Here is a 24285-nt window from a genome sequence, read left to right as displayed (position 1 = left end):
TTATTTGAGCGAATACATGAAGGCGGCCATGTGGCGCGCCTCGTCGTCGGTGATACCGAGCGCCGGCATCAGGGTGCCGGGTTTCACGGCAGGGGGATTCTGAAGGAAGCGGATCATGTTCTCGGGCTGGTTCGGAATGCTGCCGGCGATATAGCTCAGGCGACCCATGTACTGCAGTGACGGACCGGCATCGCCGTTCGGACCCTGTACTTCGGGGATGAAGTGGCAGGCGGCGCACTGGTACTGCTGCACCAGTAAGCGGCCACGTTCGGGATCGCCGCCCACAACGCGCGAGGCGGGTTCTTCTTTTGCGCAGCCGCTCGCCAGGGCTGCGGCGCAGAGCAGGGCGCCCGTTGTCAGGCGCGTAGGGCGGAATGCCCTCAGCACAGAAGACAGGCCTTGATATTGACGAGATGGGTTGCGCACGGTTGATTTTTCGTGAAAAAGCGATGGCTTTTATAATACAAGGAAAGTAGATGTCATTCTTTCAACTGGACGCCCTAGGCTATGCTATCGAATCGCGCACGACTTATTGTCAAGACCATGGTCCTGACCCTGCTGGGGGCAGGCACGATCGGCGCCGTCGGTGGTCTGATCGTGCTGCGCGGCGGCTTCTATGACTTGAGTGCGATCACGCAGCACTACGCGCTGGTGTACACCGTGCTGGGCGAGGGCATGCAGTACTCGGTGCAGAACCATGCGCGCGAGATCGTGGTGCCACCCAACCTGAACACGCCCGAACGCCTGCAGCGCGGCGCGCTGGTCTACCAGGCCAACTGCGTGCAATGCCACGGCGGCCCGGGCGTCGCGCCCAATACGATCGGGATGAGCATGCAGCCGGCCCCGGGCCCGCTGGTGGATGCCGATGTCAACTGGAAGACGCGCGAGCTGTACTGGATCACCCGCAACGGCATCAAGATGAGCGGCATGCCGGCCTGGGAATACCACTTGAGCGAGCCGGACATGTGGGCGGTGGTGGCGTTCGTGGGCGCCATGCCGGGCATGACGAGCCAGGACTTCAAACGCATGACGGCGGGCGGTGCGGTCCCGGCGCATGTCGAGCAGACAGCAACAGGCCGCGCACAGCAGGGTCAGGAAGGCCAGCCATGAAATCCACGATCACCATCCTCCTTGGCGTGTCCGCGCTGCTGGCCGGCTGCGGCCCGAAACTGGCCCCTGGCCTCGTCGGCGACCCGATGCGCGGCAAGATCGCCGCCGCGCAATACGCCTGCCACTCCTGCCACGTGGTGCCGGGCGTGCCCGGTTCGGACGTGCGCGTGGGCCGGCCGCTCGACGAGCTCGCGCAGCAGCGTTACATCGCGGGCAAGCTGCCCAACACGCAGGCCAACCTGGTGCGCTGGATCCGCGATCCGCAGGCGATCGATCCGGGCAATGCGATGCCGAACATGGGCGTGAGCGAGCGCGATGCGATCGATATCAGCGCCTACCTGCTGAGCCACTAGCGCATTCATTGATCCCATTCATTGGTATCATTCGCGTTTTTCTACAGGAATGACATCATGAGACTGGTCCGCTATGGCCGCCCGGGCAAGGAAAAGCCGGGCCTGTTCGATGAAGAGGGCCGCCTGCGCGACCTGTCCGGCATCATCGACGACATCGATCCGTCGCAGCTGTCCGACAAGGCGCTGCGCAAACTCGCCAAGCTCGACCAGAAAACGCTGCCGCTCGTGCGTGGCAATCCGCGTCTGGGCGTGCCGGTCAAGGGCATCGGCAAATTCATCGGCATCGGCATGAACTACCTGGACCACGTGCGCGAAACGGGCGCCGAGGTGCCGGCCGAACCGATCTTCTTCACCAAGGCGATCAGCGCCTTGAACGGCCCGGACGATCCGATCCAGCTGCCGAAAGGCTCGAAGAAAACTGACTGGGAAGTCGAGCTCGGGGTGATCATCGGCACGCGCGCGCAGTACGTGAGCGAAGAAGAGGCGCTCAAGTTCGTGGCTGGCTATTGCGTGGTCAACGATGTCACCGAGCGCGCCTTCCAGTTCGAGATGGGTTCGCAGTGGGACAAGGGCAAGGGCTGCGATACCTTCGGCCCGGTTGGTCCGTTCCTCGTCACGCGCGACGATATCCTCGACGTGCAGGACCTCGACCTGTACCTGGAACTGAACGGCAAGCGCATGCAGACCGGGAACACGGCCAGCATGATCTTCAGCGTCGCGCACCTCGTGAGCTACGTGTCGCGCTTCATGACGCTCGAACCTGGCGACATCATCACCACCGGCACGCCGCCGGGCGTGGGCATGGGCCGCAAGCCGCAGCGCTTCCTGAAAAAGGGCGACCAGCTGCGCCTGGGGATCGCCGGTCTCGGCGAGCAGCAGGCCGACGTCGTGGCGTATCCGAAGTAAGGGGTATCAAGGCGGGCTGCCGCGCGGCTCGCCTGTATCCGGTACGGCGGTGCGCGCTGTATTCATCACCATCGCCAGCAGCGTGTAGTAGCCGCAGATCCCCATCAAGTCGACCGCGCCCTGTTCACCAAACAGCGCCAGCGCGTCCGCATACACGCGGTCCGACACCGCCTTTGTCTCGTGCAGCTCGATGCAGAAGTCGTGCACCACCGCCTCGTCGACCAGCATATCGGCGGGCCGCTCGCGCTCTGCAATCTTTGCAATCACCGCTGCCGGAATCCCCGCCTGCGCTGCGATCGGCGCGTGGATCGCCCATTCGACGGCTTGGTCCCACTGGCGTGCCGTGACCAGGATCGCCAGCTCCGACAACCGCACACCGAGCGCGCTGCGGTAGCGCAGGTACTCGCCCATGCGCTGCGCATGCAGCATCAGTTCGGGACTGCGCAGCAGCGGCACGAACGGGCCGTAGACGGCGCCCCGCGGGCCGTCGATGATCTCCTGCGCGGCGGCGCGCTGGGCCGTGGTCAAGGCGTGATCGGGGATGGGGCCGAGACGTTCATTCATCGAGCATACCCGCCTGTTGTATCGAAATTGAAGGCAGGAAAATATTCGCACGGCCCGCGCTAAAAATCAAAAGAAGTGCCTCGGAGCACGCTTATCGTCAAGCGTTGCAGCCACCGCCGAGGGAGCCGTCCATGAGCCACATCATCCACCGCAACCTGCGCCAGATGCCGCCCACGGCGGTTGGCGGCGCCGGCATCGTGCTGCGCGACAGCACCGGCAAGACCTACCTCGACGCCAGCAGCGGCGCCGCCGTGTCGTCGCTGGGCCACGGTCACCCGGACGTGATCGCGGCTATGCACCGTCAGATCGACCGCTGCGCGTACGCCCACACCGCGTTCTTTACCACCGAAGTGGCCGAGCAACTGGCCGATCGCCTGATCGCCGGCGGGCCGCAGGACATGGGCGGCGTGTATTTCGTCTCGGGCGGTTCGGAAGCGATGGAGACCGCGCTCAAGCTGGCGCGCCAGTACTGGGTCGAGGCGGGCGAGCCGCAGCGCACGCAATTCATCGCGCGTCGCCAGAGCTACCACGGCAACACGCTCGGCGCGCTGGGCGTGGGCGGCAACGAGTGGCGCAAGCGCGCCTTTGCCCCGCTGCTGAAGGAGGCGCTGCGCGTCGCGCCCTGCTATGCCTACCGGGGCTGCAGCGAAGGCATGTCGCTCGACGACTACACCGCCGGCCTGCTCGACGAACTCGAAACGGCCGTCATCAAGGCCGGGCCGGACACCATCATCGCTTTTGTCGCCGAGCCGGTGGTGGGCGCCACCGGCGGCGCGATCCCGCCCACGCCGGGCTACTTCCAGGGCGTGCGCGATATCTGCGACCGGCACCGCATCCTGTTCATCGCCGATGAGGTCATGTGTGGCATGGGCCGCACCGGCAGCATGTACGCGATCGGGCAGGAGGGCGTGGCGCCGGACATCGTGGCCGTGGCCAAGGGCCTGGGCGCCGGCTACCAGCCGATCGGCGCGGTGCTGGCACACGAGGCGATCGTCGACACGCTGCGCCAGCGCAGCGGCATGTTCCAGCACGGGCACACGTATATCGGCCACCCGGTGGCGGCAGCGGCGGCGCTGGCGGTGCAGCAGGTGATCGAGCGTGACGACCTGCTGGCCCAAGTGCAGCGCCGCGGCGCATTGCTGCGGCAGATGCTGGGCGATGCGTTTGGCACGCACGAGCACGTGGGCGATATCCGCGGGCGCGGGCTGTTCCTGGCGCTGGAATTCGTGCGTGACCGGGAGACGAAAGCGCCGTTCGCGCCGGAGGTCAAACTACACGCGGCGATCAAGGCCGAGGCGATGGCGCGCGGCTTGCTGGTGTATCCGATGGGCGGGACGATCGATGGTCAGCATGGTGACCATGTGTTGCTGGCGCCGCCGTTCATCGTGACGCCGGGGGAGTTGTCGGAGATTGTGTCGCGGCTTGCCGATGCGGTGGAGGCGGCGATCGTGGGCTGATGTGGCGTTGGTGGTGCGCTTCGAAACTTGGGTTCCCGCCTTCGCGGGAACGACGTTTTTTCAGGCACGTGGCCAAGATGAATGACCGTAGTCGGCTACCAATGCACGTCATTCCCGCGAAGGCGGGAATCCAAGTCAGCCCCGCACACCAGTCACGTCAAATCAAGCCACGACCTTGCGAATCCAGGCCGAGATGTCCTGCACCTCTTCGAGGCACAGCGTGTGCTGCATCGGATACGCATGCCACTCGACCTGGTAGCCGAGCGCCTCGACGACCTTGCGCGACTCTTCGGCGCGGGCAAACGGCACCACCGGATCCTGCACGCCGTGCGCCATGAAGATCGGCGTACCCACGCTTGCTTCGCTGCGCTCGGCACCGGCGACGCTGGACAGCGGCAGGTAGCCCGACAGGCACAGCATGCCCGCCAGTTTCTCTGGATGGCGCAGGCCAGTCTGCAGCGTCATCGCGCAACCCTGCGAGAAGCCGGCCAGGATGATGCGCGAGGCCGGGATGCCACGCGCTTTTTCGCGGGCGATCAGCGCCTCGACCTGCAGCTGCGATGCGCGCAGGCCGCCTTCGTCTTCGCGCCGCGTGAGGTCGGTGGCGACGATGTCGTACCACGAGCGCATCACGTAGCCGCCGTTGATCGTCACCGGCATCGTGTTCGCATGCGGGAACACGAAGCGGATGCCCGGCAGGCCGGTCAGGTCTAGTTCGCGCACGAGCGGCACGAAGTCGTTGCCGTCGGCGCCCAGGCCGTGCAGCCAGACGACGGCGATGGTCGGATTCGGGGCGGTCTCGATTTCGATATTGTCCAGCAACTGGGTCATGGTGTCTTTCGCAATGCCGATTTGGGGCGGAAGGTCTTGCTCACCGCCGGATTGGTTTCCATATACGGGCCACCGATCAGGTCGACGCAGTAGGGCACGGCCGCAAAGATGCCGCCGACAATCGTGGCGCCGGCGTCGTCCTTGAGGCCTTCGAGCGTTTCCTTGATCGACTTGGGCTGGCCCGGCAGGTTCATGATCAGGGCCGCGTGGTCGGCGGTTTCACGGATCACGGCGGTCTGGCGCGACAGGATCGCGGTCGGCACGAAGCGCAGGCTGATCTGGCGCATCTGCTCGCCAAAGCCCGGCATCTCTTTGGTGGCCACCGCCAGCGTGGCCTCGGGCGTGACGTCGCGCCGCGACGGGCCGGTGCCGCCGGTGGTGAGCACCAGGTGGCAGCGCGCCGTGTCGACCAGCTCGATCAGCGTGGCTTCGATGGCCGCGCGCTCGTCCGGGATCAGGCGCGTCTCGATCCGGTACGGTGTCGTGAGCGCGCTGGCCAGCCAGTCGTTCAGCGCCGGGATGCCCTTGTCTTCGTAGACCCCGCCGCTGGCGCGGTCGGAAACGGAGACAAGGCCGATCACCAGCTCGTCGTTGCCGACAGCGTTACTCGTCGTCGGACTCGTCATCGTTCGCTTCTTCGTCGTCGGCAGCGGCAGCCGCATCGGCTTTCTTCTTCTTTTGCAGGTCCTTGAGGATCTGGAAGATTTCGCGGAAGGCTTTCGGCGGCTTGGACTCGGCCACTTCCTTGCGCGCGTTGCGAATCAGGGTGCGCAGGTGCTGGACGTCGAGCTCGGGATTTTCTTCGAGCAGCACGGTCAGCGCCGTGTCGTCCGACAGCAGCTTGTCGCGGCGGCGTTCGAGCGCGTGCAGCGATGCTGTTTCGGCCTTCGACGCGCCTTTCCAGCTGTCGATCGTGCGCTGGATGACGGCGACTTCTTCTTCGTTCAGCGTGCGCATTTTCTTGCCCACGAATTGCAGCGCGCGGCGCCGGCCTTCGTGGTTGGTAATGGTCTGGCACGTGAGGATGGCATCGCGCACGTCCTCCGGCATCTCGACGCGCTTGACGCGGTCGCGCGCCGCTTCGACGAGCTGCTCGCCGAGCTTCTGCAACTCGTTCGACTGGCGCTTGAGCTCAGATTTGGAAGGACGGTCGTACTCTGGTTCGAACTCGTTGGACTGGAAGCCCACCGAGCCGCGATTTGGATTAGGCATGATTTGGATGATTTGATTGGCGCTGGGCCGATCAGTGAAAACAGTAAACGGCTGCTATGATAACTGTTTTAGGGACGGCCACGAAAAACACACATGAATGACACCCCTTTTACCCACACCCAGGATCAGCTGAAACAGCTGGCGCGCGACATGCTGGCGCTTGCGCGCGAGCAGGGTGCGTCCGATGCAGCGGTCGAAATCAGTGAAGGGAGCGGGCTGTCGGTTTCTGTGCGTAAAGGCAATATCGAGACGATCGAGCAAAACAAGGACAAGGGCCTGGGCATCACCGTGTATTTCGGCCAGCGCCGCGGCAACGCGAGCACGTCCGATTTTTCCGCCGATTCGCTCAAGGCCACGGTCGAAGCCGCGTCCAGCATCGCGCGCTTCACGGCCGAGGACGACTGCGCCGGTCTGCCCGACGCCGACCTGATCGAAACCGCGCCGCGCGACCTGCGCCTGTTCTACCCGTGGCCGATCTCCACCGAACAAGCCGTCGAGCTGGGTCAGCGCTGCGAAGGCGCCGCGTTCGCCGTCGACAAGCGCATCACCAACAGCGAAGGCGCCAGCGTCTACGTGCAGCAGTCGCACTTCGTGGCCGCCAATTCGCGTGGTTTTCTGGGCGGCTACCCGTTCTCGCGTCACACGATCTCGGTCGCGCCCATTGCCGGCAAGGGCAACGGGATGCAGCGCGACGACTGGTACACGTCGTCGCGCGATCCCAAGCAACTGGCGGCGCCTGAACAAGTCGGCCGCTACGCCGCCGAGCGCGCGCTGGCGCGCCTGAATGCCCGCAAGCTCAACACCTGCACCTGCCCCGTGCTGTTCGAAGCGCCGCTGGCTGCGGGCCTCCTGGGCGCGTTCGTGCAAGCCGTTTCCGGTGGCGCGCTGTACCGCAAGTCCACGTTCCTGCTCGACATGCTCGACAAGCCGGTATTCCCATCGCATATCCAGGTGGTCGAAGACCCGCACCTGATCGGCGGCGTCGGCTCGGCCCCGTTCGATGACGAGGGCGTCAAGACCGTGCGCCGCAAGGTGATCAGCGATGGCGTGCTGCAAGGCTATTTCTTGTCGTCGTATACGGCGCGCAAGATGGGCATGCCAACGACCGGCAACGCCGGCGGCGCGCACAACCTCGAGATCGTCTCGACGGCCACCCGCCGTACCGATGACTTCGAAGGCATGCTGCGCAAGTTGGGCACGGGCCTCCTGGTTACTGAACTGATGGGGCAGGGCGTCAACTACGTCACCGGCGACTATTCGCGCGGTGCATCCGGTTACTGGGTCGAGCAGGGCGTGATTCAGTATCCGGTCGAAGAAATCACGATCGCCGGCAATATGCGCGATATGTTCCAGCAGATCGTTGCCGTCGGCACCGACACGCTGGTTCGCGGCAACAAGACCACGGGCTCGATTCTGATCGAGAACATGGTCATTGCCGGCAACTAAGGAAAACGCATGACCCGCTTTGTTCGCATCGACAAGGAAAGCAGCCCCAAGACGGTGCTGTTGAACCTCGACCTGGTAGCCACCGTGGAGCTCGCTCCCCAATCCGATCTGCTCAGCTCGAGCGGGGACGGCCGCAAGGTGTATGCCACTTTCCTGGCGCCGGATAAAACCGCGATCGCCACCCTGCATTTCGACAGCAGCAGCGACGCCAACGCCTGGGTAAAGGCACATTTGGGCGTCGATCTGTAATCCACCGAAAGGATCGCGCATGGCCACTATCGAGCTGTATCGAGCATTCGACTTCCGTACTGCCCAGGACTGGGAGTGGACCATCACCGAAGCGATCCAGAATCGCATCACGATCGAGGGTGCGGGTAACAAGCAGACCTTCAGCGGCGCCTTCTCCTATCTCGGCATCGACCGGGTGGCCGGCACGTTCACCGGTACGTCCTATTTCCAGAACAACGTCGAAGTCTACCGGGTCTCGGATGCGCAGCTCGATGCCGCCCGGATTGCGCAATTCGCGCGCAACGAACTCGATACGCAGCAGACCTACGCCTATGTGCTCTCGGGCGCCGACACGCTCATCGGCAGCGCCGGCAATGATTTCCTCAATGGCTATGGCGGCATCGACACCGCCGTCTATCGCGGCACGGCCGCCAGCTACATGCTGCGTGGCAGCGACAGCGCGTTTGCGGTCACGGGCGCCGCCGGCAGCGACACCCTGATCAACGTGGAGCGCCTGGCCTTCACTGACAAGCACATCGCCATCGACGTCGGCGCCAACGACAATGGCGGCACCATCTACCGCCTGTACCAGGCCGCGCTGGACCGGGCGCCCGACCTGGCCGGTCTCGGGTACTGGATGGGCCGCCTCGACGATGGCCTGAGCATCGTCGACATCGCCGCCGGCTTCATCGGCAGCGCCGAATACGCCAGGCTGTACAGCGGCGTGACCAGCAATACCGACCTGGTGACGAAGTACTACACCAACATCCTCGAACGTGCACCCGACGCAGGCGGCCTGGCCTACTGGGCCGGTCTGCTCGACAGCGGCAAGGCAACCGCCGCACAGGTACTCGACGCGATCAGCGACAGCCCCGAAAACATCGCGGCGGTCGCGCCGCTCATCGCCAACGGCTTCGAGTACGTGCCGTACGGTTGATGCTCTCCGTACCGTAGGCATGAAAAAAGCGCCGTCGGTTTGACGGCGCCTTGCATTGCGTGGCAGGCGACGACTTGTGTGCGCGGATCGTGTTCAGCGCCGGCTGCAGCACGGCCGCGCCCAGGCGTGCACTGAAAAAGCCGGGGTCAGGTCTGACATTCGGACACGATCTCGACAGTCGGGCAGTCGGATAACCAGAACTGGCTGGCATTGGGCCACACAAATAATGGGCAATAGACCATTAGAAGAAACTAAGGCTGAGGTCGTGTCTGAATGTCAGACCTGACCCCGGCTGTGGACCCCGGCTGCAGTGAAAAGCTAGGTTCAAAAAGCCCGGCTGTGGACCTTTACGCGTTTGAACCAGCTTTGCTCCATGTTATGCGAAGGTTGGTTGGACGCGTGGGCGGGGTACCCGCCCACCCTACGCATAAAAAAAAGCGCCGTCGATTTGACGGCGCTTTGCATTGCAGAGCCGGTCCTTATTTGCGCGAGCGGATTGCCTTGAGCACCGGCTGCAGCACTGCCGCGCCCAGGCGTGCGCTGCGTGCGCCGTCCCAGCCGACCAGCGGATCCGGGTCGTTCGCATTGTCCTTGAATGGCAGTTCCAGCGTCAGCGACAGGGCGCCGAAGGTGTGCGTGATGTGCGGCGAGCCCATGGTCAGGGTCTGGTCGGTGTACGGCGTCTTACCGTAGCCGTGCACGTCCTGGAAGTCGGGGCTGGCGACCTTGAAGTCGGCGATGAAGCTGGCCTGCGCCGCGCCTTGCTCGGCGGTGAAGTTCGGCAGCGACTCGCTGCCGGCCACGAACACGTACGGCAAGCCTTCGTCGCCGTGCACGTCGAGGCACACGTCCACGCCCGTCTCGTGCATCTTCTGGCGCACCAGGAAGACTTCCGGGCTGCGCTCCATGCTCGGATTGAGCCACTCGCGGTTCAGGTTGGCGCCGGCGGCATTCGTGCGCAGGTTGCCGCGTACCGAGCCGTCCGGGTTCATGTTCGGCACGACGTAGAACACCGACTCTTTGAGCAACTGGCGGCCGAACGGGTTGGCCGGATCGAGCAGCGCGTCGAGCATGCCTTCAACGAACCATTCGGCCATCGTCTCGCCCGGGTGCTGTCGCGCGATGACCCAGACCTTCTTCTTGCCTTCGGCCGGCTCGCCAATCACCAGCATGTTCAGGTCGCGGCCGTCGACGGTCGAACCCAGGTCGAGCATGCGCACGTTTTCGGCCATCTGGGCGCGGTCGAGCAGCTCGAGGTGGCGTTCGAACGAATACGGCTCGAAGTAGGCGTAATACACGCTGTCCATGCCGGGCGTGTGCTCAATGGCCAGCACGTTGCCGTCGAACGATGTCGGCACGCGGAACCAGTTCACGCGGTCGTAGCTCGCCATCGCCTGGTAGTTTTCCCAGCCGGCCGGATAGGCGGCCTTGCCGGCATTGAGCAGGCGGATGGTGCAGGCTTGCCCTTGCGCGCCCTGCAGGCGGAAGTAGAACCACTGGATGATGTCGGCGTGCGAATCCTTGCGGATGTTCAGGTCGATGGCGTTCGCGCTCGTGGCGTTCACGACCTCGATGGCGCCAGCGTCGAATTGGCTGCTGATCTTGATAGACATGGTGTTGTCCTGTGTTGGGAAGACGTCAAAGAAGAAATGATACCGCTTTCGCCGCGCTACCGTGGCGCCAGCCCGCCGAAGCGGCCGCGAAACGCCGCATCCGCGTCGGGCGTGGCCGCATCTTCGACGCGCAGCATGGCCAGCACGTGTTCCTCGGCGCGTTCGTGGCTCAGTTGATAAATGGTGCGCGCCAGTGCATATGCGTCGGCGCCCGGCCACGGGTCGGGCAGCAGGGGCAGCGGCAGCATCGGGTCGTGCAGCTGCACGCGGCGGTAGGCGTGGATCAGCAAGGTGCGGATCGCGAATGCGTGCGCCGGGCTGACATCGCCGCGTGCCAGCAACGCCGGCAGCGGCGCAAACGTCTCGATGAAGCCGCGGTACCCGAGCACCACCGCATCGAGGTTCCAGCAGTCGCCCACCAGTTCGGGCAGCGGGCGCGAACCGGCATCCGGCAATTCATCGGCCTGGCACACGAACACGCGGCCCTCGGCACCCGTGCGCGCGAGGATGTCGCGCAGCAGGTCGCGGTCGGGCGCCGGATGCGCCATCACGCCGCTGGACAGCATTGCAAAGCCTTCCCATTCAAGTTCCTTGCGCACCAGCGCGCGCAGGTCGCTGTCGATGCTGCCGTTGGTGGCCAGCACGAACGTCCAGCGGCCATCCCAGTCCTGACCGGGCGCGGCGTAGATGCGACGGTTGGCGCGTTCGAAGCGCGGCAGCGCTGTTGGCGCCAGCGCATAGCGACTGCGCCGGCCCTCGCGGCTGGCCGTCAGCCAGCCCTCCTGCACCAGCCGGAACACGTTGGTGCGCACCAGCCGGTCGTTCACGCCAAAGGGGGCGAGCAGCTCGATCATGCTGCCGAGCCAGAAGGCGCCGCCGTGGGGCGCGATCGCGTCGCCGCAGATCGTCACTACCAGCGACTTGTGGCGCGGCGGATCGGTGGCCAGGCTGTGGGCAATCCACTGGGTGCTGGTCATGTCATTCACGGGGCTGGCTCGATATGATTCAAAATTATTGTGTACTTCCGATTTTTTGTATCGTATTATGATTCGCACAGATTTTGCAACGGGAGAGATCCATGTACGCACAAATGGTGGAGACAGGCCTCAATAAAGTCCGCACAGAACAGGACATGAGCGCCGAAGAGGGGGCATTCCAGGCGCGCATCGACGCCGGGATCAAGATCGAACCGAAGGACTGGATGCCGGAAGCATACCGCAAGACGCTGATCCGGCAGATCTCGCAGCATGCCCATTCCGAGATCGTCGGCCAGCTCCCGGAAGGCAACTGGGTCACGCGCGCCCCGACCCTGCAGCGCAAGTCGGTCCTGCTGGCCAAGATCCAGGACGAGGCCGGCCACGGCCTGTATCTGTACAGCGCGGCCGAGACCCTGGGCGTCTCGCGCGACGAGCTGCTGGCGGCGCTGCATGCCGGTAAGGCCAAGTATTCGAGCATCTTCAATTACCCAACCCTGAGCTGGGCTGACATGGGCGCGATCGGCTGGCTGGTCGACGGTTCGGCGATCATCAACCAGATCCCGCTGTGCCGCTGCTCGTACGGGCCGTATGCGCGCGCCATGGTCCGCGTCTGCAAGGAAGAATCGTTCCATGCGCGCCAGGGCTACGACATCATGATGGCGCTGGCGAAGGGCACGCCCGAGCAGAAGGCGATGGCGCAGGATGCGCTCAATCGCTGGTGGTGGCCGTCGCTGATGATGTTCGGCCCGTCCGATGCCGAGTCGGTCAACAGCGCGCAGTCGAGCGCCTGGCGCATCAAGCTGTTCTCCAACGACGAACTGCGCCAGCGCATGGTCGACCAGACCGTGCCCCAGGCCGAGTACCTGGGCCTGACGGTGCCGGATCCCGACCTCAAATGGAATGCCGAACGCGGCTCGTACGACTTCGGCGCGATCGACTGGAGCGAGTTCTACGACGTTTTGAAGGGCAACGGCCCGTGCAACCGCGAGCGCCTGCGCACGCGCGTCAAGGCCTGGGACGACGGCGAATGGTTCCGCGACGCGCTGGTCGCGCACGCCGACAAGCAGGCCGCAAAAAAAGTGGCCGCCTGATTCCACCGCACATTCGCACACTCACACGATGCGATGGCAATACGGAGACAACAATGAGCAAAGAATGGCCCCTGTGGGAAGTCTTCATCCGCAGCCAGCACGGCCTCGCCCACAAGCACGTCGGCAGCCTGCACGCCCCTGACGCCGAGATGGCCGTCAACAACGCGCGCGACGTCTACACGCGCCGCAACGAAGGCGTCTCGATCTGGGTCGTGCGCGCCGCCGACATCGTCGCCAGCAGCCCGGCCGATAAATCGTCGCTGTTCGAGCCAGCAAACAGCAAGGTGTATCGCCACCCGACGTTCTTCCCGATGCCGGAAGAAGTCAAGAATCTGTGAGCGCGCCGGAGACCAATCCCATGGATGCAAAAATCGACTACCTGCTGCGCCAGGGCGACAACGCCCTGATCCTGTCGCAGCAACTGTGCCAGTTGTGCGGCAAGGGGCCGGCACTCGAAGAAGACATGGCGCTGTCGAACGTGGCGCTCGACCTGCTGGGCCAGACCCGGATGTGGCTCTCGTACGCCGCCGAACTCGAAGGCCAGGGCCGCGACGAAGACCGTCTTGCGTTCCTGCGTGACGGCGGCGAGTACCGCAACTGCATCCTGCTCGAGCAGCCCAATGGCAGTTATGCCGACGTCGTCATGCGCCAGTTCCTGTTCGATGCGTGGCATTACTTTTTGATGGATGGCCTGACCCGCTCGAGCGACCCGCGCATCGTCGAAATCGCGGCCAAGTCGCTCAAGGAAGTCACGTACCACCTGCGCCGCAGTGGCGACCTGGTGGTGCGCCTGGGCGACGGCACGGCCACCAGCCACGCGATGATGCAGACCGCGCTCGACGACCTGTGGATGTACAGCGGCGAGATGTTCCTGTACGACGCGGTCGACGAGGCGATGGTGGCACAGGGCGTGGCGCCGGCCGTCGGGCCGCTGCGCGAAGCCTACCTGAACCACCTGGCCGACATATTCACCGAAGCCACCTTGACCATGCCTTCGCCTGACGCCTGGATGCAGCGCGGCGGCAAGCAGGGCCGGCACAGCGAGCGCCTCGGCTTCATCCTGGCCGAGATGCAGTTCCTGCAGCGCGCCTATCCGGGCGCGGCCTGGTGATGACTGCGCTGGCCGTGTCGGTCGAGCAGGTCTGGGCCTGGCTCGGCGAAGTTGCCGATCCCGAAATTCCCGTCATCTCGATCGTCGACCTGGGCATCGTGCGCGACGTGACGCTGGACGACGACACGTGGGTGGTGACGATCACGCCGACGTATTCGGGCTGTCCGGCCATGACCGTGATCGCCGACAGCGTGGGCGACGCATTGCGCGCGCATGGCCTCGAGCGCGTGCGCATCGCGACGCGTCTGGCGCCCGCCTGGACCACCGACTGGATGAGCGCTGCCGGCAAGGCCGCGCTCACCGGCTACGGCATCGCGCCGCCCGTGCAGCAGGCGATCGACATCAGCGGCCTGCATGCCGGCATCCGCCGCCGCGCCGCGCCGGCCGTGAGTTGCCCGCACTGCGGCTCGGCCCACACCCAGCTGACCAGTGAATTCGGCTCGACCCCGTGCAAGGCGCTCTACAAATGCCTCGATTGCCGTGAGCCGTTCGATTACTTCAAGTGTCATTAAAGCCCAGCATGAGCCAATTCCATCCACTCACCGTCAGCAAGGTGAAACACGAAACGCGCGACGCCGTGTGCGTGACGTTCGACGTGCCGCCGGCATTGAAAGAAACCTTCGCCTTCCGCCAGGGCCAGTACCTGACGCTGCGCGCCACGATCGATGGCGAGGACGTGCGCCGCTCGTATTCGATCTGTTCGGCGGTTCAGGACGAGCAGCTGCGTGTGGCGATCAAGCGCACGCCCGGCGGCCAGTTCTCCAGCTGGGCCAACGACAGCCTGCAACCGGGCGCGCAGCTCGACGTCATGCCCCCGAGCGGCAACTTCAACGTGCCGCTCGACGCGGCCAGCGCTCGCCACTACCTGGCGTTTGCCGCCGGCAGCGGGATCACGCCGATCCTGTCGATCGTCAAGACCACGCTGCTGGCCGAACCGGGCAGCCGCTTCACGATCGTCTACGGCAACCGCGCTTCGTCGAGCGTGCTGTTTCGCGACGAACTCACCGACCTCAAGGACCAGTACATGGACCGCCTGCGCCTGGTCTACGTGATGAGCCGCGAGCAGCAGGACATTGAACTCTTCAACGGGCGCATCACCGAAGACAAGTGCACGCAGTTCCTGCGCCAGTGGATCGACATCAAGGCCATCGACGTCGCCTTCATCTGCGGGCCCGAAGACATGATGCATGGCGTCTCGCGCGCGTTGCAGGCGGCCGGGCTGGCCAAGGAGCAGATCCGCATCGAGCTGTTTGCCGCGAGCGCGCCGACCCGCGAGCGCACGCCGCGCGCGGTTGCTGCCAGCGCGCGTCAGCACACCGAAGTGACCGTGATCATGGACGGCAGCGCCGCCAGCTTCACGATGGATCGGGACACCGAATCGCTGCTGGACGCGGGCCTGCGCGCTGGCATCGACATGCGCTATTCGTGCAAGGGCGGCGTGTGCTCGACCTGCCGCTGCAAGGTGCTCGATGGCGAAGTGGAGATGGACGTCAACTACGCGCTGGAAGACTATGAAGTCGCGCGCGGGTTCGTGCTCAGCTGCCAGAGTTTCCCGGTGACCGACAAGGTGGTGGTGGATTTCGATATCGCCGAATAACCGCGCAACCAGAACAAAAACGGAGACCACGATGAACTACGACAGCATCCAGTTCAAGGTAGAAGGCGGCGTCGCCATCCTGACCCTGAACCGCCCAGATCGCCTCAACAGCTTTACCCGCGCCATGCACCTCGAAGTGCGCGATGCGCTCACCCGCGTGCAGGCCGACCAGTCCGTGCGCGTGCTGGTGCTGACCGGGGCCGGCCGCGGTTTTTGCGCCGGCCAGGATCTCGCCGACCGCGCCGTCGATCCGGGCGCCCCGAGTGTCGACCTGGGCGCGTCGGTCGAGGAGTTCTATGCGCCGCTCGTGCTGACGCTGAAGAACCTGCCGATGCCCGTCATCTGCGCCGTCAACGGCGTGGCCGCCGGCGCCGGCGCCAACCTGGCGCTGGCCTGCGACATCGTGCTGGCCGCCCAATCGGCCAGCTTCATCGAAGCCTTCAGCAAACTGGGCCTGATCCCGGACACCGGCGGCACCTGGCATTTGCCGCGCCTGATCGGCCCCGCGCGCGCGATGGGCCTGGCCATGCTGGGCGAAAAACTCAGCGCCGAAAAAGCCGAAGCCTGGGGCCTGATCTGGCGCTGCGTGCCGGACGACGTCCTGATGGACGAAGCGCTGGCCATGGCCAAGCACTTTGCCGCGGCGCCGACCAAGGGCCTGGCATTCACCAAGCGCGCCTTTCAGGCCAGCTACGCCAACACGCTGGAGCAGCAATTGCAGCTCGAAGCCGACATGATGCGCGAACTCGGTAACAGCCACGACTACCGCGAAGGCGTCGCCGCGTTCCTGGCCAAGCGCGCGCCGCAGTTCAAGGGGAACTAGGGATGCAGTCACTGCCACCGCATTCGACGATTGCCGTCATCGGCAGCGGCGCGATGGGCGCCGGCATCGCCCAGGTCGCAGCCACGGCCGGCCATCAGGTTCTGCTGTTCGATACCCGCACCGGCGCCGCCGACAAGGCCATCGCGCAGATTGGCACCACCTATGCGCGCCTGGTCGCGAAGGGGCGCATGGGCGCGGTCGAATCCGATCTCGCGCGCGAGCGCCTGCGCCGCATCGATGCCTTGCACGAAGCATCCGGTGCGGTGCTCGTCATCGAGGCCATCGTCGAAGACCTGCAAGTCAAGCGCGCGCTGTTCGCCGCACTCGAAGAAGTCGTTGCCAGCGACTGCATCCTGGCGACCAACACGTCATCGATCTCGGTCACAGCGATCGGCGCGCAACTGGCGCATCCCGAACGCGTGGTCGGCATGCATTTCTTCAATCCGGCGCCGCTGATGGCGCTGGTGGAAGTGGTGAGCGGCCTGGCGACCGGGCGCGAAGTCGCACAGGTCGTGTATGCCACCGCCGAAAAATGGGGCAAAAGTCCCGTACACGCCAAGTCGACGCCTGGTTTCATCGTCAACCGCGTGGCGCGCCCGTTCTATGGCGAAGCCCTGCGCCTGCTGCTTGAACAGGCGGCGGACGTTGCCACGCTCGACGCCGTCATGCGCGAGTGCGGCGGTTTTCGCATGGGGCCCTTCGAGCTGATGGACCTGATCGGGCATGACGTCAATTTCTCGGTCACGCAATCGGTGTTCGCAGCGTACTTCGGCGACCCGCATTTCACGCCCTCGGTGCTGCAGCAGGAGCTGGTGAATGCGGGTTATCTGGGCCGCAAGACGGGACGCGGGTTCTATCGCTACGGCGACGGGGCGGAAGCGCCGGTTGTTCATTCCGAAGCTGCCTGCGACCGGCCGGCGGCGATCAAGTACGCGGGCGCGCCCGGCGGCGTCGATGCGCTCGTCGCGCGGTTGAAGGCTTCCGGCATCGAGCTGACCGAGATCGAAGCGGCGCCGGGCCTGTACTGCGGCGGCGCGGCGATCCATCTCACGGATGGGCGCAGCGCCACCGAGCGCGCGCAGGCGGATAACCAGCGCGACACGATCGTGTTCGACCTGCTGTTCGATGCGGCCACGGCGCCGCGCATCGCGCTCGCACGTGCCGATGGCTGTAGCGATGAGGCTTGGCGCGCGGCGGTCGGCCTGTTCCAGGCTGCCGGTTTCGTCGTGACGCGCCTGGACGACGTCCCGGGCCTGGCCGTGATGCGCACGGTGGCAATGCTGGCCAACGAAGCGGCCGACGCCGTTCACCAGGGCGTGTGCAGCGCGCGCGCCGTGGACATCGCGATGCAGAAGGGCGTGAATTATCCGCGCGGGCCGCTGGCCTGGCTGGACGCGATCGGCATGGGGCAGGTCGTGACCGTGCTGTCGAACCTGGCCGCGACATATGGCGAAGACCGCTACCGCGTCTCGCCGCTGCTGCGCCGCAAGCTGGCCGCCGATCCGCAGGGAGCGCGCTTTCATGCATGAAGACGCACAAATGCTCGCCGAGCTGGCCGGGCGCACGATGTTCGAACGCGACCCGGCCAGCCAGGCGCTGGGCATGGTGCTGGATGACATCCGGCCCGGTTACGCGCGGATGACGATGACGGTGCGCGCCGACATGCTCAACGGGCATGCGACCTGCCACGGCGGCTACATCTTCATGCTGGCCGACAGCGCCTTTGCCTTCGCCTGCAACTCGCACAACCTCAGCACCGTGGGCGCCGGCTGCACGATCGATTATCTCGCCCCTGGCCGCGCGGGCGACGTGCTGGTGGCCGAAGCCACCGAGCAGGCGCTGCAGGGCAAAACCGGCGTCTACGACGTCACGGTGAAGACCGCGGACGGGCGCACCATCGCGCTGTTTCGCGGCAAATCGCATCGCATCGGCGGCACCGTGGCGCCCGTGGACGCCTGAACCACAAGGAGTCGACAGATGGTCCAACACCTTCCCGCACCGGGCGACCTGGAACCGATCGAGCGCGCCAGCCGCGACGAACTGCAGGCGCTGCAACTGCAACGCCTGCAATGGACGCTGCAGCACGCTTATGACAACGTGCCGCATTACCGCACCGCGTTCGACGCCGCAGGCGTGCATCCGGGCGATTTAAAAACCCTGGCCGACCTGGCGAAATTTCCGTTCACCGAAAAGAAGGCCCTGCGCGACAACTACCCGTTCGGCATGTTCGCGGTGCCGCGCGAGCAGGTGGTGCGCGTGCATGCCTCGTCCGGCACCACCGGCAAGCCCACCGTGGTCGGCTACACGCAGAACGATATCGACACCTGGGCCAACATCGTCGCGCGTTCGATCCGCGCTGCCGGCGGGCGCCGGGGCGACCTGGTGCACATCGCCTACGGCTACGGCCTGTTCACCGGGGGCTTGGGTGCGCACTACGGCGCCGAGCGCCTCGGTTGCACGGTCGTGCCGATGTCGGGCGGGCAGACCGAAAAACAGGTGCAGCTGATCTGCGACTTCAAGCCATCGATCATCATGGTCACGCCGTCGTACATGCTCAACATTGTCGAGGAATTCGCGCGCCAGGGGCTCGACCCGGCAGCGTCGTCGCTGCAGGTCGGCATCTTCGGCGCCGAGCCGTGGACCGATGCGATGCGGCGCGAGATCGAGACGCGCGCCGGTATCGATGCGGTCGACATCTACGGCCTGTCCGAGGTGATGGGGCCGGGCGTGGCCAGCGAATGCATCGAGAGCAAGGACGGCCCGGTGATCTGGGAAGACCATTTCTACCCCGAGATCATCGACCCCGACACGGGCGAGGTGCTGCCCGATGGCGAGGAGGGCGAGCTGGTATTCACGTCGCTGACCAAGGAAGCGCTGCCAATCATCCGCTACCGCACGCGCGACCTGACGCGCCTGCTGCCCCCGACCTCGCGCGCGATGCGCCGCATGGGCCGCATCACCGGGCGCTCGGACGACATGCTGATCATCCGCGGCGTGAACGTGTTCCCCAGCCAGATCGAAGAACTGGTGCTGCGCATGCCCGCACTGGCGCCGCACTACCAGCTGGTCGTGGCGCGCGACGGCCATCTCGACACGCTCGAGGTGCTGTGCGAACTGCGCGATACGCTGCTCCTGCCTGATGCCGTCGAGGCGCAGGCGCGTGAACTGCAGCACTGCATCAAGACCTATGTCGGCGTGACCACGCGTGTGCGCCTGTTGCCGCCGCAAGGCATCGAGCGCACGCTGACGGGCAAGGCCCGGCGCGTGGTCGACGGCCGTCCCAAACAATGAACAAGGAAACCAGCATGCTTGACGCTTTCATCTGCGACGCCATCCGCACACCCTTCGGCCGCTACGGCGGGCTACTCTCGACCGTGCGCGCCGACGACCTGGCCGCGCTGCCCATCGCCGCGCTGATGGCCCGTAACCCCGGCGTGGACTGGACCCAGGTCGACGACCTGTTCTACGGCTGCGCGAACCAGGCGGGCGAAGACAACCGCAACGTCGGGCGCATGGCCGCGCTGCTGGCCGGGCTGCCGCAGGACGTGCCGGCCAACACGATCAACCGCCTGTGCGGCTCGGGCATGGACGCCATCGGCACCGCCGCGCGCGCGATCAAGGCCGGCGAAGCGCAGCTGGTGATCGCAGGCGGCGTCGAGAGCATGACGCGTGCGCCGTTCGTCATGGGCAAGGCCGACAGCGCGTTTTCGCGCGCGGCGAAAATCGAGGACACGACGCTCGGCTGGCGCTTCGTCAATCCGCGCATGAAGGCGCAGTACGGCATCGACTCGATGCCCGAAACGGCCGAAAACGTGGCGCGCGAATTCAATGTCAGCCGCGCCGATCAGGATGCATTCGCGCTGCGCAGCCAGCAGCGCTGGGCGCAGGCGCATGCTGCTGGCGTCTTCAAGGACGAGATCGTGCCGGTCACGCTCCAGGGCAAAAAAGAAACGCGCATCGTCGACACCGACGAACAGCCGCGCGCCGATTCCAGCATCGAGGCGCTGGCCAAGCTGAAGGGCGTGGTAAGCCCGGACGGTTCGGTCACCGCCGGCAACGCGTCGAGCCTGAACGATGGCGCCTGCGCGCTGCTGCTGGCCTCTGGCGAGGCCGCGGCGCGCCACGGCTTGACGCCGCGTGCCCGCGTGATCGGCATGGCGACAAGCGGCCTGGCGCCGCGCATCATGGGTTTCGGCCCGGCGCCGGCCGTCAGGAAGCTGCTGGCGCAAACGGGCTTGAGGCTGGACCAGATGGACGTGATCGAATTGAACGAGGCGTTTGCCGCGCAGGGCCTGGCCGTGTTGCGCGACCTGGGCGTGCCGGACGACGCGGCGCACGTCAACCCGAACGGCGGCGCGATCGCGCTGGGGCATCCGCTGGGCGCGTCCGGTGCGCGCCTCGTCATGACCGCCGTGAACCAGCTGCACCGTACAGGCGGGCGCTACGCGCTGTGCACGATGTGCATCGGCGTCGGCCAGGGCATCGCCCTGATCGTCGAGCGGGTCTAGCAGCATGGTCAAAGTCTATGAAATCGACGGTGTGCGGCCCGTCGTGCATCCAAGCGCCTACGTGCATCCTTCCGCCGTGCTGATCGGCGACGTGATCGTCGGCCCGCGCTGCTATATCGGCCCGTGCGCGAGCCTGCGCGGCGACTTCGGGCGCCTGATCCTCGAAGAAGGCGCCAACCTGCAGGATTCGTGCGTGATGCACGGCTTTCCGCTGGAAGACACCGTGGTCGAAGTCGATGGCCACATCGGCCACGGCGCCGTGCTGCATGGCTGCCGCGTGGGGCGCAATGCGATGGTCGGCATGAACGCGGTGGTGATGGACAAGGCGGTCGTCGGCGCGGAATCGATCGTTGCCGCGATGAGCTTCGTGAAAGCCGGGATGGTCATCCCGCCGCGCTCGATGGTTATGGGCACGCCGGCCAAGGTGGTGCGCGCGCTGACCGACGACGACGTCGCGTGGAAGAGTTTCGGCACGCGCCAGTACCACGAGCTGGCCGTGCGCTCGCTGCAGACAATGCGCGAAGTCGATGCCGATACCGCCGTGGCGCCGGACCGTGGCCGCATTGCATTCGACACGAGCGCGCTGCACACGCCGAAGTCCTGAACCTACTGGAGACCTTATGGGCCACATCCCGACACTGCAAAGCCTGATCGCCGGCCGCTGGCACGGCGCCGCATCGTACACGCCGCTGCACAGCGCGCTCGACAGCACCCTGATCTATCACACGCACGCCGAGAAGATCGACTTCGACGAAGCACTCACCTTTGCGCGCAAGACGGGCGTCAAGACGCTGATGCGCCAGACGTTCCAGGAACGCGCGGCCGCGCTGAAGGCGCTCGCGCTGTACCTGATGGAGCGCAAGGAAGAACTGTATGCCATCTCGCACCTGACCGGCGCGACGCGCCAGGACAGCTGGGTCGACGTCGAAGGCGGCATCGGCACGCTGTTCGCCTACGCCAGCATGGGCTCGCGCGAGCTGCCGTCGTCGAATGTGCTGCACGAAGGTCCGGCCATCGCGCTGGGCAAGGGGGGCGGCTTTGCCGGCACCCACATCCTGGTGCCGCGCGGCGGCGTGGCGGTGCACATCAACGCCTTCAACTTTCCGATCTGGGGCCTGCTCGAAAAATTTGCGCCGAGCTTTCTGGCCGCGATGCCGTGCATCGCCAAGCCAGCCACCGCCACCAGCTACCTGACCCACGCGGTGGTGAAAATGATGGTGGACTCGAACCTGCTGCCCGATGGCGCGCTGCAGCTCGTGATCGGCAGCACGGGCGACCTGCTCGATCGCCTCGGCGGCTTTGATGCCGTCACGTTCACCGGGTCGGCCGACACGGCCGCCATGCTGCGCGCGAACGGGAACCTGATCCGCGCCTCGGTACCGTTCACCGCCGAAGCCGACTCGCTCAACTGCGCGGTGCTGGCGCCCGACGTGCTGCCGTCCGATCCCGAGTTCGACCTGTTCATCAAGGAAGTCGCGCGCGAGATGACCGGCAAGGCGGGTCAGAAGTGCACGGCGATACGGCGCGTGATCGTGCCCGAAGCGCTGGTCGATGCGGTCGGCGAGCGGCTGCGCGAGCGGCTCGCGAAGATCACGGTGGGCGACCCGAAAGTTGAAGGTGTGCGCATGGGCGCACTGGCGTCGATGGACCAGCACCGCGACGTGAGCGCGCGGGTCGAGCTGCTCGCGCGCGGCAACGAGGTGCTGTTCGGTGCGCGCGACGGGTTCAAGCCGGTGGGCGAGAACGTCGCCAGCGGCGCCTTCTTCTCGCCCACGCTGCTGTTATGCCGCAATGCGATGGTCAACGACGCCGTGCACGACGTGGAAGCCTTCGGCCCGGTCAGCACCCTGATGACCTACACCGACATCGACGAAGCCCTCGAACTGGCGGCGCGCGGCAAGGGCAGCCTGGTGACCACGTTCGCGACCAAAGACCCGGTGCTGGCTGCGTACGCGGTGCCGATCGTGGCGGCGTCGCACGGCCGCGTGCTGATCCTCGACCGCGAGGCGGCGGTGGACAGCACCGGCCACGGCTCGCCGCTGCCGCAACTCAAGCACGGCGGCCCGGGGCGCGCCGGTGGCGGTGAAGAACTGGGCGGCATCCGCGCCGTCAAGCACTTCCTGCAGCGCGCGGCGGTGCAGGGTTCGCCCACGATGCTCGGCGCCGTCACGGGCGAATACGTGCGCGGTGGCGCGGTCAAGGAAAGCGACCTGCATCCGTTCCGCCGGCATTTCGAGGATCTGGAAGTCGGGCACTCGCTGCTGACGCACCGGCGCACGGTGAGCGAAGCGGACATCGTCAACTTCGGCGGCGTTTCGGGCGACTACTTCTACATGCACTTCGACGCCATCGCGGCCAAGGACACGCAGTTCGGGCAGCGCATCGCGCACGGTTACTTCGTGCTGTCGGCGGCCGCGGGCCTGTTTGTCTCGCCGGCGCCGGGGCCAGTGCTGGCCAACTATGGCCTGGACAACCTGCGTTTCGTGGCGCCGGTGGCGATCGGCGACACGATCCGCGCGCGCCTGACGTGCAAGCGCAAGGTCGATCGCAACCGGACGGACGAGCAGGGACGGGGGCAGGGCGTGGTCGCGTGGGACGTGCAGGTGACCAACCAGCGCGATGAGCTGGTGGCCAGTTATGACATTTTGACGTTGGTGCAGAAGCGCGCAGTGGATGAATCGTCTTTGCATTGATTGAACGCGTGGACGTGAAACACGTCCACCCTACGCAATGCCACCGATCGTAGGGTGGACGGGTCTCCCGTCCACGCGTTCAACGAACGTCGAACGATTTAAAAAAAATCACGAGCGCGTGCGCTGCAGGCGCAGCAAGCCATCACCCGTGCGAATCGCCCGCAAATCATCGTAATCCGGCACGCCGGTGACGTCGGTTTCGACCGGATGCTTGTGCGTCGCGGTGACCATCACGCTGTCCATGCCGGCGGCTGCGGCCGACTGCAGGCCGGCCAGCGTGTCTTCGAACACGAGGCATTCTTCCGGGCGCATGCCCAGCTTCTCGGCGCCGAGCAGGAACGGGTCCGGCGCCGGCTTGCCGTGCTTGACGTCTTCGGCCGCGACCAGCACCGGCGGCAGCGGCAGGCCCGCGGCGGCGATGCGCGCCTGGGCCAGCGCGCGCGGCGCCGACGTCACGATTGCCCAGCGCTCTGCTGGTAGCGTGGCCAGGAAAGCAGCCACACCGGCAATCGCTTCAATGCCGTCGACGTCCTCGATCTCGGCCAGCGTGATGCGGTGCGCTTCTGCTTCCGCGTCGATATCGGGCAGGCCCAGGCCGCGCACGGTGTCGACGCTGCGCTTGCCGTGGATCGTCGGCAGGAACACGTCGACGTCCAGCCCGTGGCTGCGCGCCCAGTCGGCCCAGACGCGCTCGGCGGCGATGATGGATGTCAGGATGGTGCCGTCCATGTCGAACAGGAAGGCGGCGTAGTCGCGTGCGGGCAATGCGGTCATGGCGTCATCAATCTAAAAAGGGCATGGAAAAGCGGGCCGGCGCTGTAGCAGCGC

General features: G+C 65.7%; 27 protein-coding genes. 19 read left to right on the top strand and 8 right to left on the bottom strand.

Annotation, left to right across the window (positions count from 1 at the left end; translation table 11 throughout):
* Complete coding sequence (locus ACZ0AJ_RS17045; protein ID WP_499455678.1) at positions 1-387, bottom strand: c-type cytochrome; 387 nt, start codon at positions 385-387, stop codon at positions 1-3.
* Between the two features lie 156 nt (positions 388-543).
* On the opposite strand from ACZ0AJ_RS17045, the gene ACZ0AJ_RS17040 reads away from it, so the two are divergent.
* Genes ACZ0AJ_RS17040 through ACZ0AJ_RS17030 form a run of 3 tightly spaced genes read left to right on the top strand, consistent with a single transcriptional unit; the run spans position 544 to position 2369 of the window.
* Entirely contained in the window at positions 544-1110 is a 567-nt protein-coding gene (locus ACZ0AJ_RS17040; protein ID WP_499455703.1) for a c-type cytochrome, read from the top strand.
* The gene (locus tag ACZ0AJ_RS17035) at positions 1107-1463 is read left to right on the top strand and encodes a c-type cytochrome (RefSeq protein WP_183556235.1); all 357 of its coding nucleotides are present in this window, start codon (positions 1107-1109) and stop codon (positions 1461-1463) included. The genes ACZ0AJ_RS17040 and ACZ0AJ_RS17035 overlap by 4 nt, the downstream gene beginning before the upstream one ends.
* A 57-nt stretch (positions 1464-1520) precedes the next feature.
* The gene (locus ACZ0AJ_RS17030; RefSeq protein ID WP_499455674.1) at positions 1521-2369 is read left to right on the top strand and encodes a fumarylacetoacetate hydrolase family protein; all 849 of its coding nucleotides are present in this window, start codon (positions 1521-1523) and stop codon (positions 2367-2369) included.
* A gap of 6 nt (positions 2370-2375) precedes the next feature.
* Here the strand turns inward: ACZ0AJ_RS17030 and ACZ0AJ_RS17025 are convergent, their stop codons facing one another.
* On the bottom strand, positions 2376-2933 hold the full coding sequence (locus tag ACZ0AJ_RS17025; protein WP_499455673.1) for a carboxymuconolactone decarboxylase family protein: 558 nt from the start codon (positions 2931-2933) through the stop codon (positions 2376-2378).
* Between the two features lie 131 nt (positions 2934-3064).
* Between ACZ0AJ_RS17025 and ACZ0AJ_RS17020 the strand changes: the two genes are divergently transcribed.
* Positions 3065-4390: an aspartate aminotransferase family protein gene (locus ACZ0AJ_RS17020; protein WP_499455672.1), complete on the top strand. Its 1326-nt coding sequence runs from the start codon at positions 3065-3067 to the stop codon at positions 4388-4390.
* 162 nt (positions 4391-4552) lie between these two features.
* Here ACZ0AJ_RS17020 and ACZ0AJ_RS17015 read toward each other — a convergent pair whose 3' ends face one another.
* The 3 genes from ACZ0AJ_RS17015 to yjgA are packed head-to-tail and all read right to left on the bottom strand — an operon-like array spanning position 4553 to position 6433.
* Complete coding sequence (locus tag ACZ0AJ_RS17015; RefSeq protein ID WP_499455700.1) at positions 4553-5221, bottom strand: alpha/beta hydrolase; 669 nt, start codon at positions 5219-5221, stop codon at positions 4553-4555.
* A complete protein-coding gene (mog, locus tag ACZ0AJ_RS17010) occupies positions 5218-5847 on the bottom strand; it encodes a molybdopterin adenylyltransferase (protein ID WP_499455699.1) in 630 nt (209 codons plus the stop codon). The genes ACZ0AJ_RS17015 and mog overlap by 4 nt, the downstream gene beginning before the upstream one ends.
* Complete coding sequence (gene yjgA, locus ACZ0AJ_RS17005) at positions 5825-6433, bottom strand: ribosome biogenesis factor YjgA (RefSeq protein WP_332532208.1); 609 nt, start codon at positions 6431-6433, stop codon at positions 5825-5827. The genes mog and yjgA overlap by 23 nt, the downstream gene beginning before the upstream one ends.
* 93 nt (positions 6434-6526) lie before the next feature.
* Here yjgA and pmbA point away from each other — a divergent pair, with 93 nt between their 5' ends.
* Genes pmbA through ACZ0AJ_RS16990 form a run of 3 tightly spaced genes read left to right on the top strand, consistent with a single transcriptional unit; the run spans position 6527 to position 9044 of the window.
* Positions 6527-7879 (top strand): metalloprotease PmbA, encoded by a 1353-nt coding sequence (gene pmbA / locus ACZ0AJ_RS17000; RefSeq protein ID WP_499455697.1) that lies wholly within the window; start codon positions 6527-6529, stop codon positions 7877-7879.
* Positions 7880-7888: 9 nt separating this feature from the next.
* A complete protein-coding gene (locus ACZ0AJ_RS16995) occupies positions 7889-8128 on the top strand; it encodes a hypothetical protein (protein ID WP_183556243.1) in 240 nt (79 codons plus the stop codon).
* 19 nt (positions 8129-8147) lie between these two features.
* On the top strand, positions 8148-9044 hold the full coding sequence (locus ACZ0AJ_RS16990; RefSeq protein ID WP_499455670.1) for a DUF4214 domain-containing protein: 897 nt from the start codon (positions 8148-8150) through the stop codon (positions 9042-9044).
* Positions 9045-9523: 479 nt separating this feature from the next.
* On the opposite strand, the gene ACZ0AJ_RS16985 is transcribed toward ACZ0AJ_RS16990, so the two are convergent.
* Complete coding sequence (locus ACZ0AJ_RS16985; RefSeq protein ID WP_499455668.1) at positions 9524-10657, bottom strand: M14 family metallopeptidase; 1134 nt, start codon at positions 10655-10657, stop codon at positions 9524-9526.
* A gap of 56 nt (positions 10658-10713) precedes the next feature.
* On the bottom strand, positions 10714-11634 hold the full coding sequence (paaX, locus tag ACZ0AJ_RS16980; RefSeq protein WP_499455694.1) for a phenylacetic acid degradation operon negative regulatory protein PaaX: 921 nt from the start codon (positions 11632-11634) through the stop codon (positions 10714-10716).
* 101 nt (positions 11635-11735) lie between these two features.
* Between paaX and paaA the strand changes: the two genes are divergently transcribed.
* The 12 genes from paaA to paaZ are packed head-to-tail and all read left to right on the top strand — an operon-like array spanning position 11736 to position 23457.
* Complete coding sequence (gene paaA / locus ACZ0AJ_RS16975) at positions 11736-12725, top strand: 1,2-phenylacetyl-CoA epoxidase subunit PaaA (protein WP_499455666.1); 990 nt, start codon at positions 11736-11738, stop codon at positions 12723-12725.
* Positions 12726-12778: 53 nt separating this feature from the next.
* A complete protein-coding gene (paaB, locus tag ACZ0AJ_RS16970) occupies positions 12779-13063 on the top strand; it encodes a 1,2-phenylacetyl-CoA epoxidase subunit PaaB (protein ID WP_183556248.1) in 285 nt (94 codons plus the stop codon).
* Between the two features lie 20 nt (positions 13064-13083).
* Complete coding sequence (paaC, locus tag ACZ0AJ_RS16965; protein ID WP_499455665.1) at positions 13084-13836, top strand: 1,2-phenylacetyl-CoA epoxidase subunit PaaC; 753 nt, start codon at positions 13084-13086, stop codon at positions 13834-13836.
* Positions 13836-14348: a 1,2-phenylacetyl-CoA epoxidase subunit PaaD gene (paaD, locus tag ACZ0AJ_RS16960; protein WP_499455663.1), complete on the top strand. Its 513-nt coding sequence runs from the start codon at positions 13836-13838 to the stop codon at positions 14346-14348. The genes paaC and paaD overlap by 1 nt, the downstream gene beginning before the upstream one ends.
* Positions 14349-14356: 8 nt before the next feature.
* On the top strand, positions 14357-15433 hold the full coding sequence (paaE, locus tag ACZ0AJ_RS16955) for a 1,2-phenylacetyl-CoA epoxidase subunit PaaE (RefSeq protein WP_499455691.1): 1077 nt from the start codon (positions 14357-14359) through the stop codon (positions 15431-15433).
* A 31-nt stretch (positions 15434-15464) separates the two neighbouring features.
* Positions 15465-16256: a 2-(1,2-epoxy-1,2-dihydrophenyl)acetyl-CoA isomerase PaaG gene (paaG, locus tag ACZ0AJ_RS16950; RefSeq protein ID WP_499455661.1), complete on the top strand. Its 792-nt coding sequence runs from the start codon at positions 15465-15467 to the stop codon at positions 16254-16256.
* A gap of 2 nt (positions 16257-16258) precedes the next feature.
* Positions 16259-17785, top strand: coding sequence for a 3-hydroxyacyl-CoA dehydrogenase PaaH (gene paaH, locus ACZ0AJ_RS16945; protein ID WP_499455689.1), 1527 nt, complete (start codon positions 16259-16261; stop codon positions 17783-17785).
* Entirely contained in the window at positions 17778-18215 is a 438-nt protein-coding gene (paaI, locus tag ACZ0AJ_RS16940; protein WP_499455659.1) for a hydroxyphenylacetyl-CoA thioesterase PaaI, read from the top strand. The genes paaH and paaI overlap by 8 nt, the downstream gene beginning before the upstream one ends.
* Before the next feature lie 18 nt (positions 18216-18233).
* A complete protein-coding gene (paaK, locus tag ACZ0AJ_RS16935) occupies positions 18234-19547 on the top strand; it encodes a phenylacetate--CoA ligase PaaK (protein WP_499455658.1) in 1314 nt (437 codons plus the stop codon).
* A gap of 14 nt (positions 19548-19561) precedes the next feature.
* Entirely contained in the window at positions 19562-20764 is a 1203-nt protein-coding gene (gene pcaF / locus ACZ0AJ_RS16930; protein ID WP_499455686.1) for a 3-oxoadipyl-CoA thiolase, read from the top strand.
* A 4-nt stretch (positions 20765-20768) separates the two neighbouring features.
* A complete protein-coding gene (locus ACZ0AJ_RS16925; RefSeq protein ID WP_499455657.1) occupies positions 20769-21368 on the top strand; it encodes a phenylacetic acid degradation protein PaaY in 600 nt (199 codons plus the stop codon).
* Between the two features lie 16 nt (positions 21369-21384).
* Complete coding sequence (gene paaZ, locus ACZ0AJ_RS16920; protein WP_499455656.1) at positions 21385-23457, top strand: phenylacetic acid degradation bifunctional protein PaaZ; 2073 nt, start codon at positions 21385-21387, stop codon at positions 23455-23457.
* Positions 23458-23565: 108 nt separating this feature from the next.
* On the opposite strand, the gene ACZ0AJ_RS16915 is transcribed toward paaZ, so the two are convergent.
* Positions 23566-24231 carry an HAD-IA family hydrolase gene (locus ACZ0AJ_RS16915; protein WP_499455654.1) on the bottom strand — a complete coding sequence of 222 codons (666 nt, stop codon included), beginning with the start codon at positions 24229-24231 and terminating at the stop codon, positions 23566-23568.
* Between the last annotated feature and the right edge of the window lie 54 nt (positions 24232-24285).

The sequence above is a fragment of the Telluria sp. AC161 genome (assembly GCF_979258535.1).
Note: the sequence above shows the minus strand (reverse complement) of the source record. Positions and strands in the feature narration are given on the sequence as shown.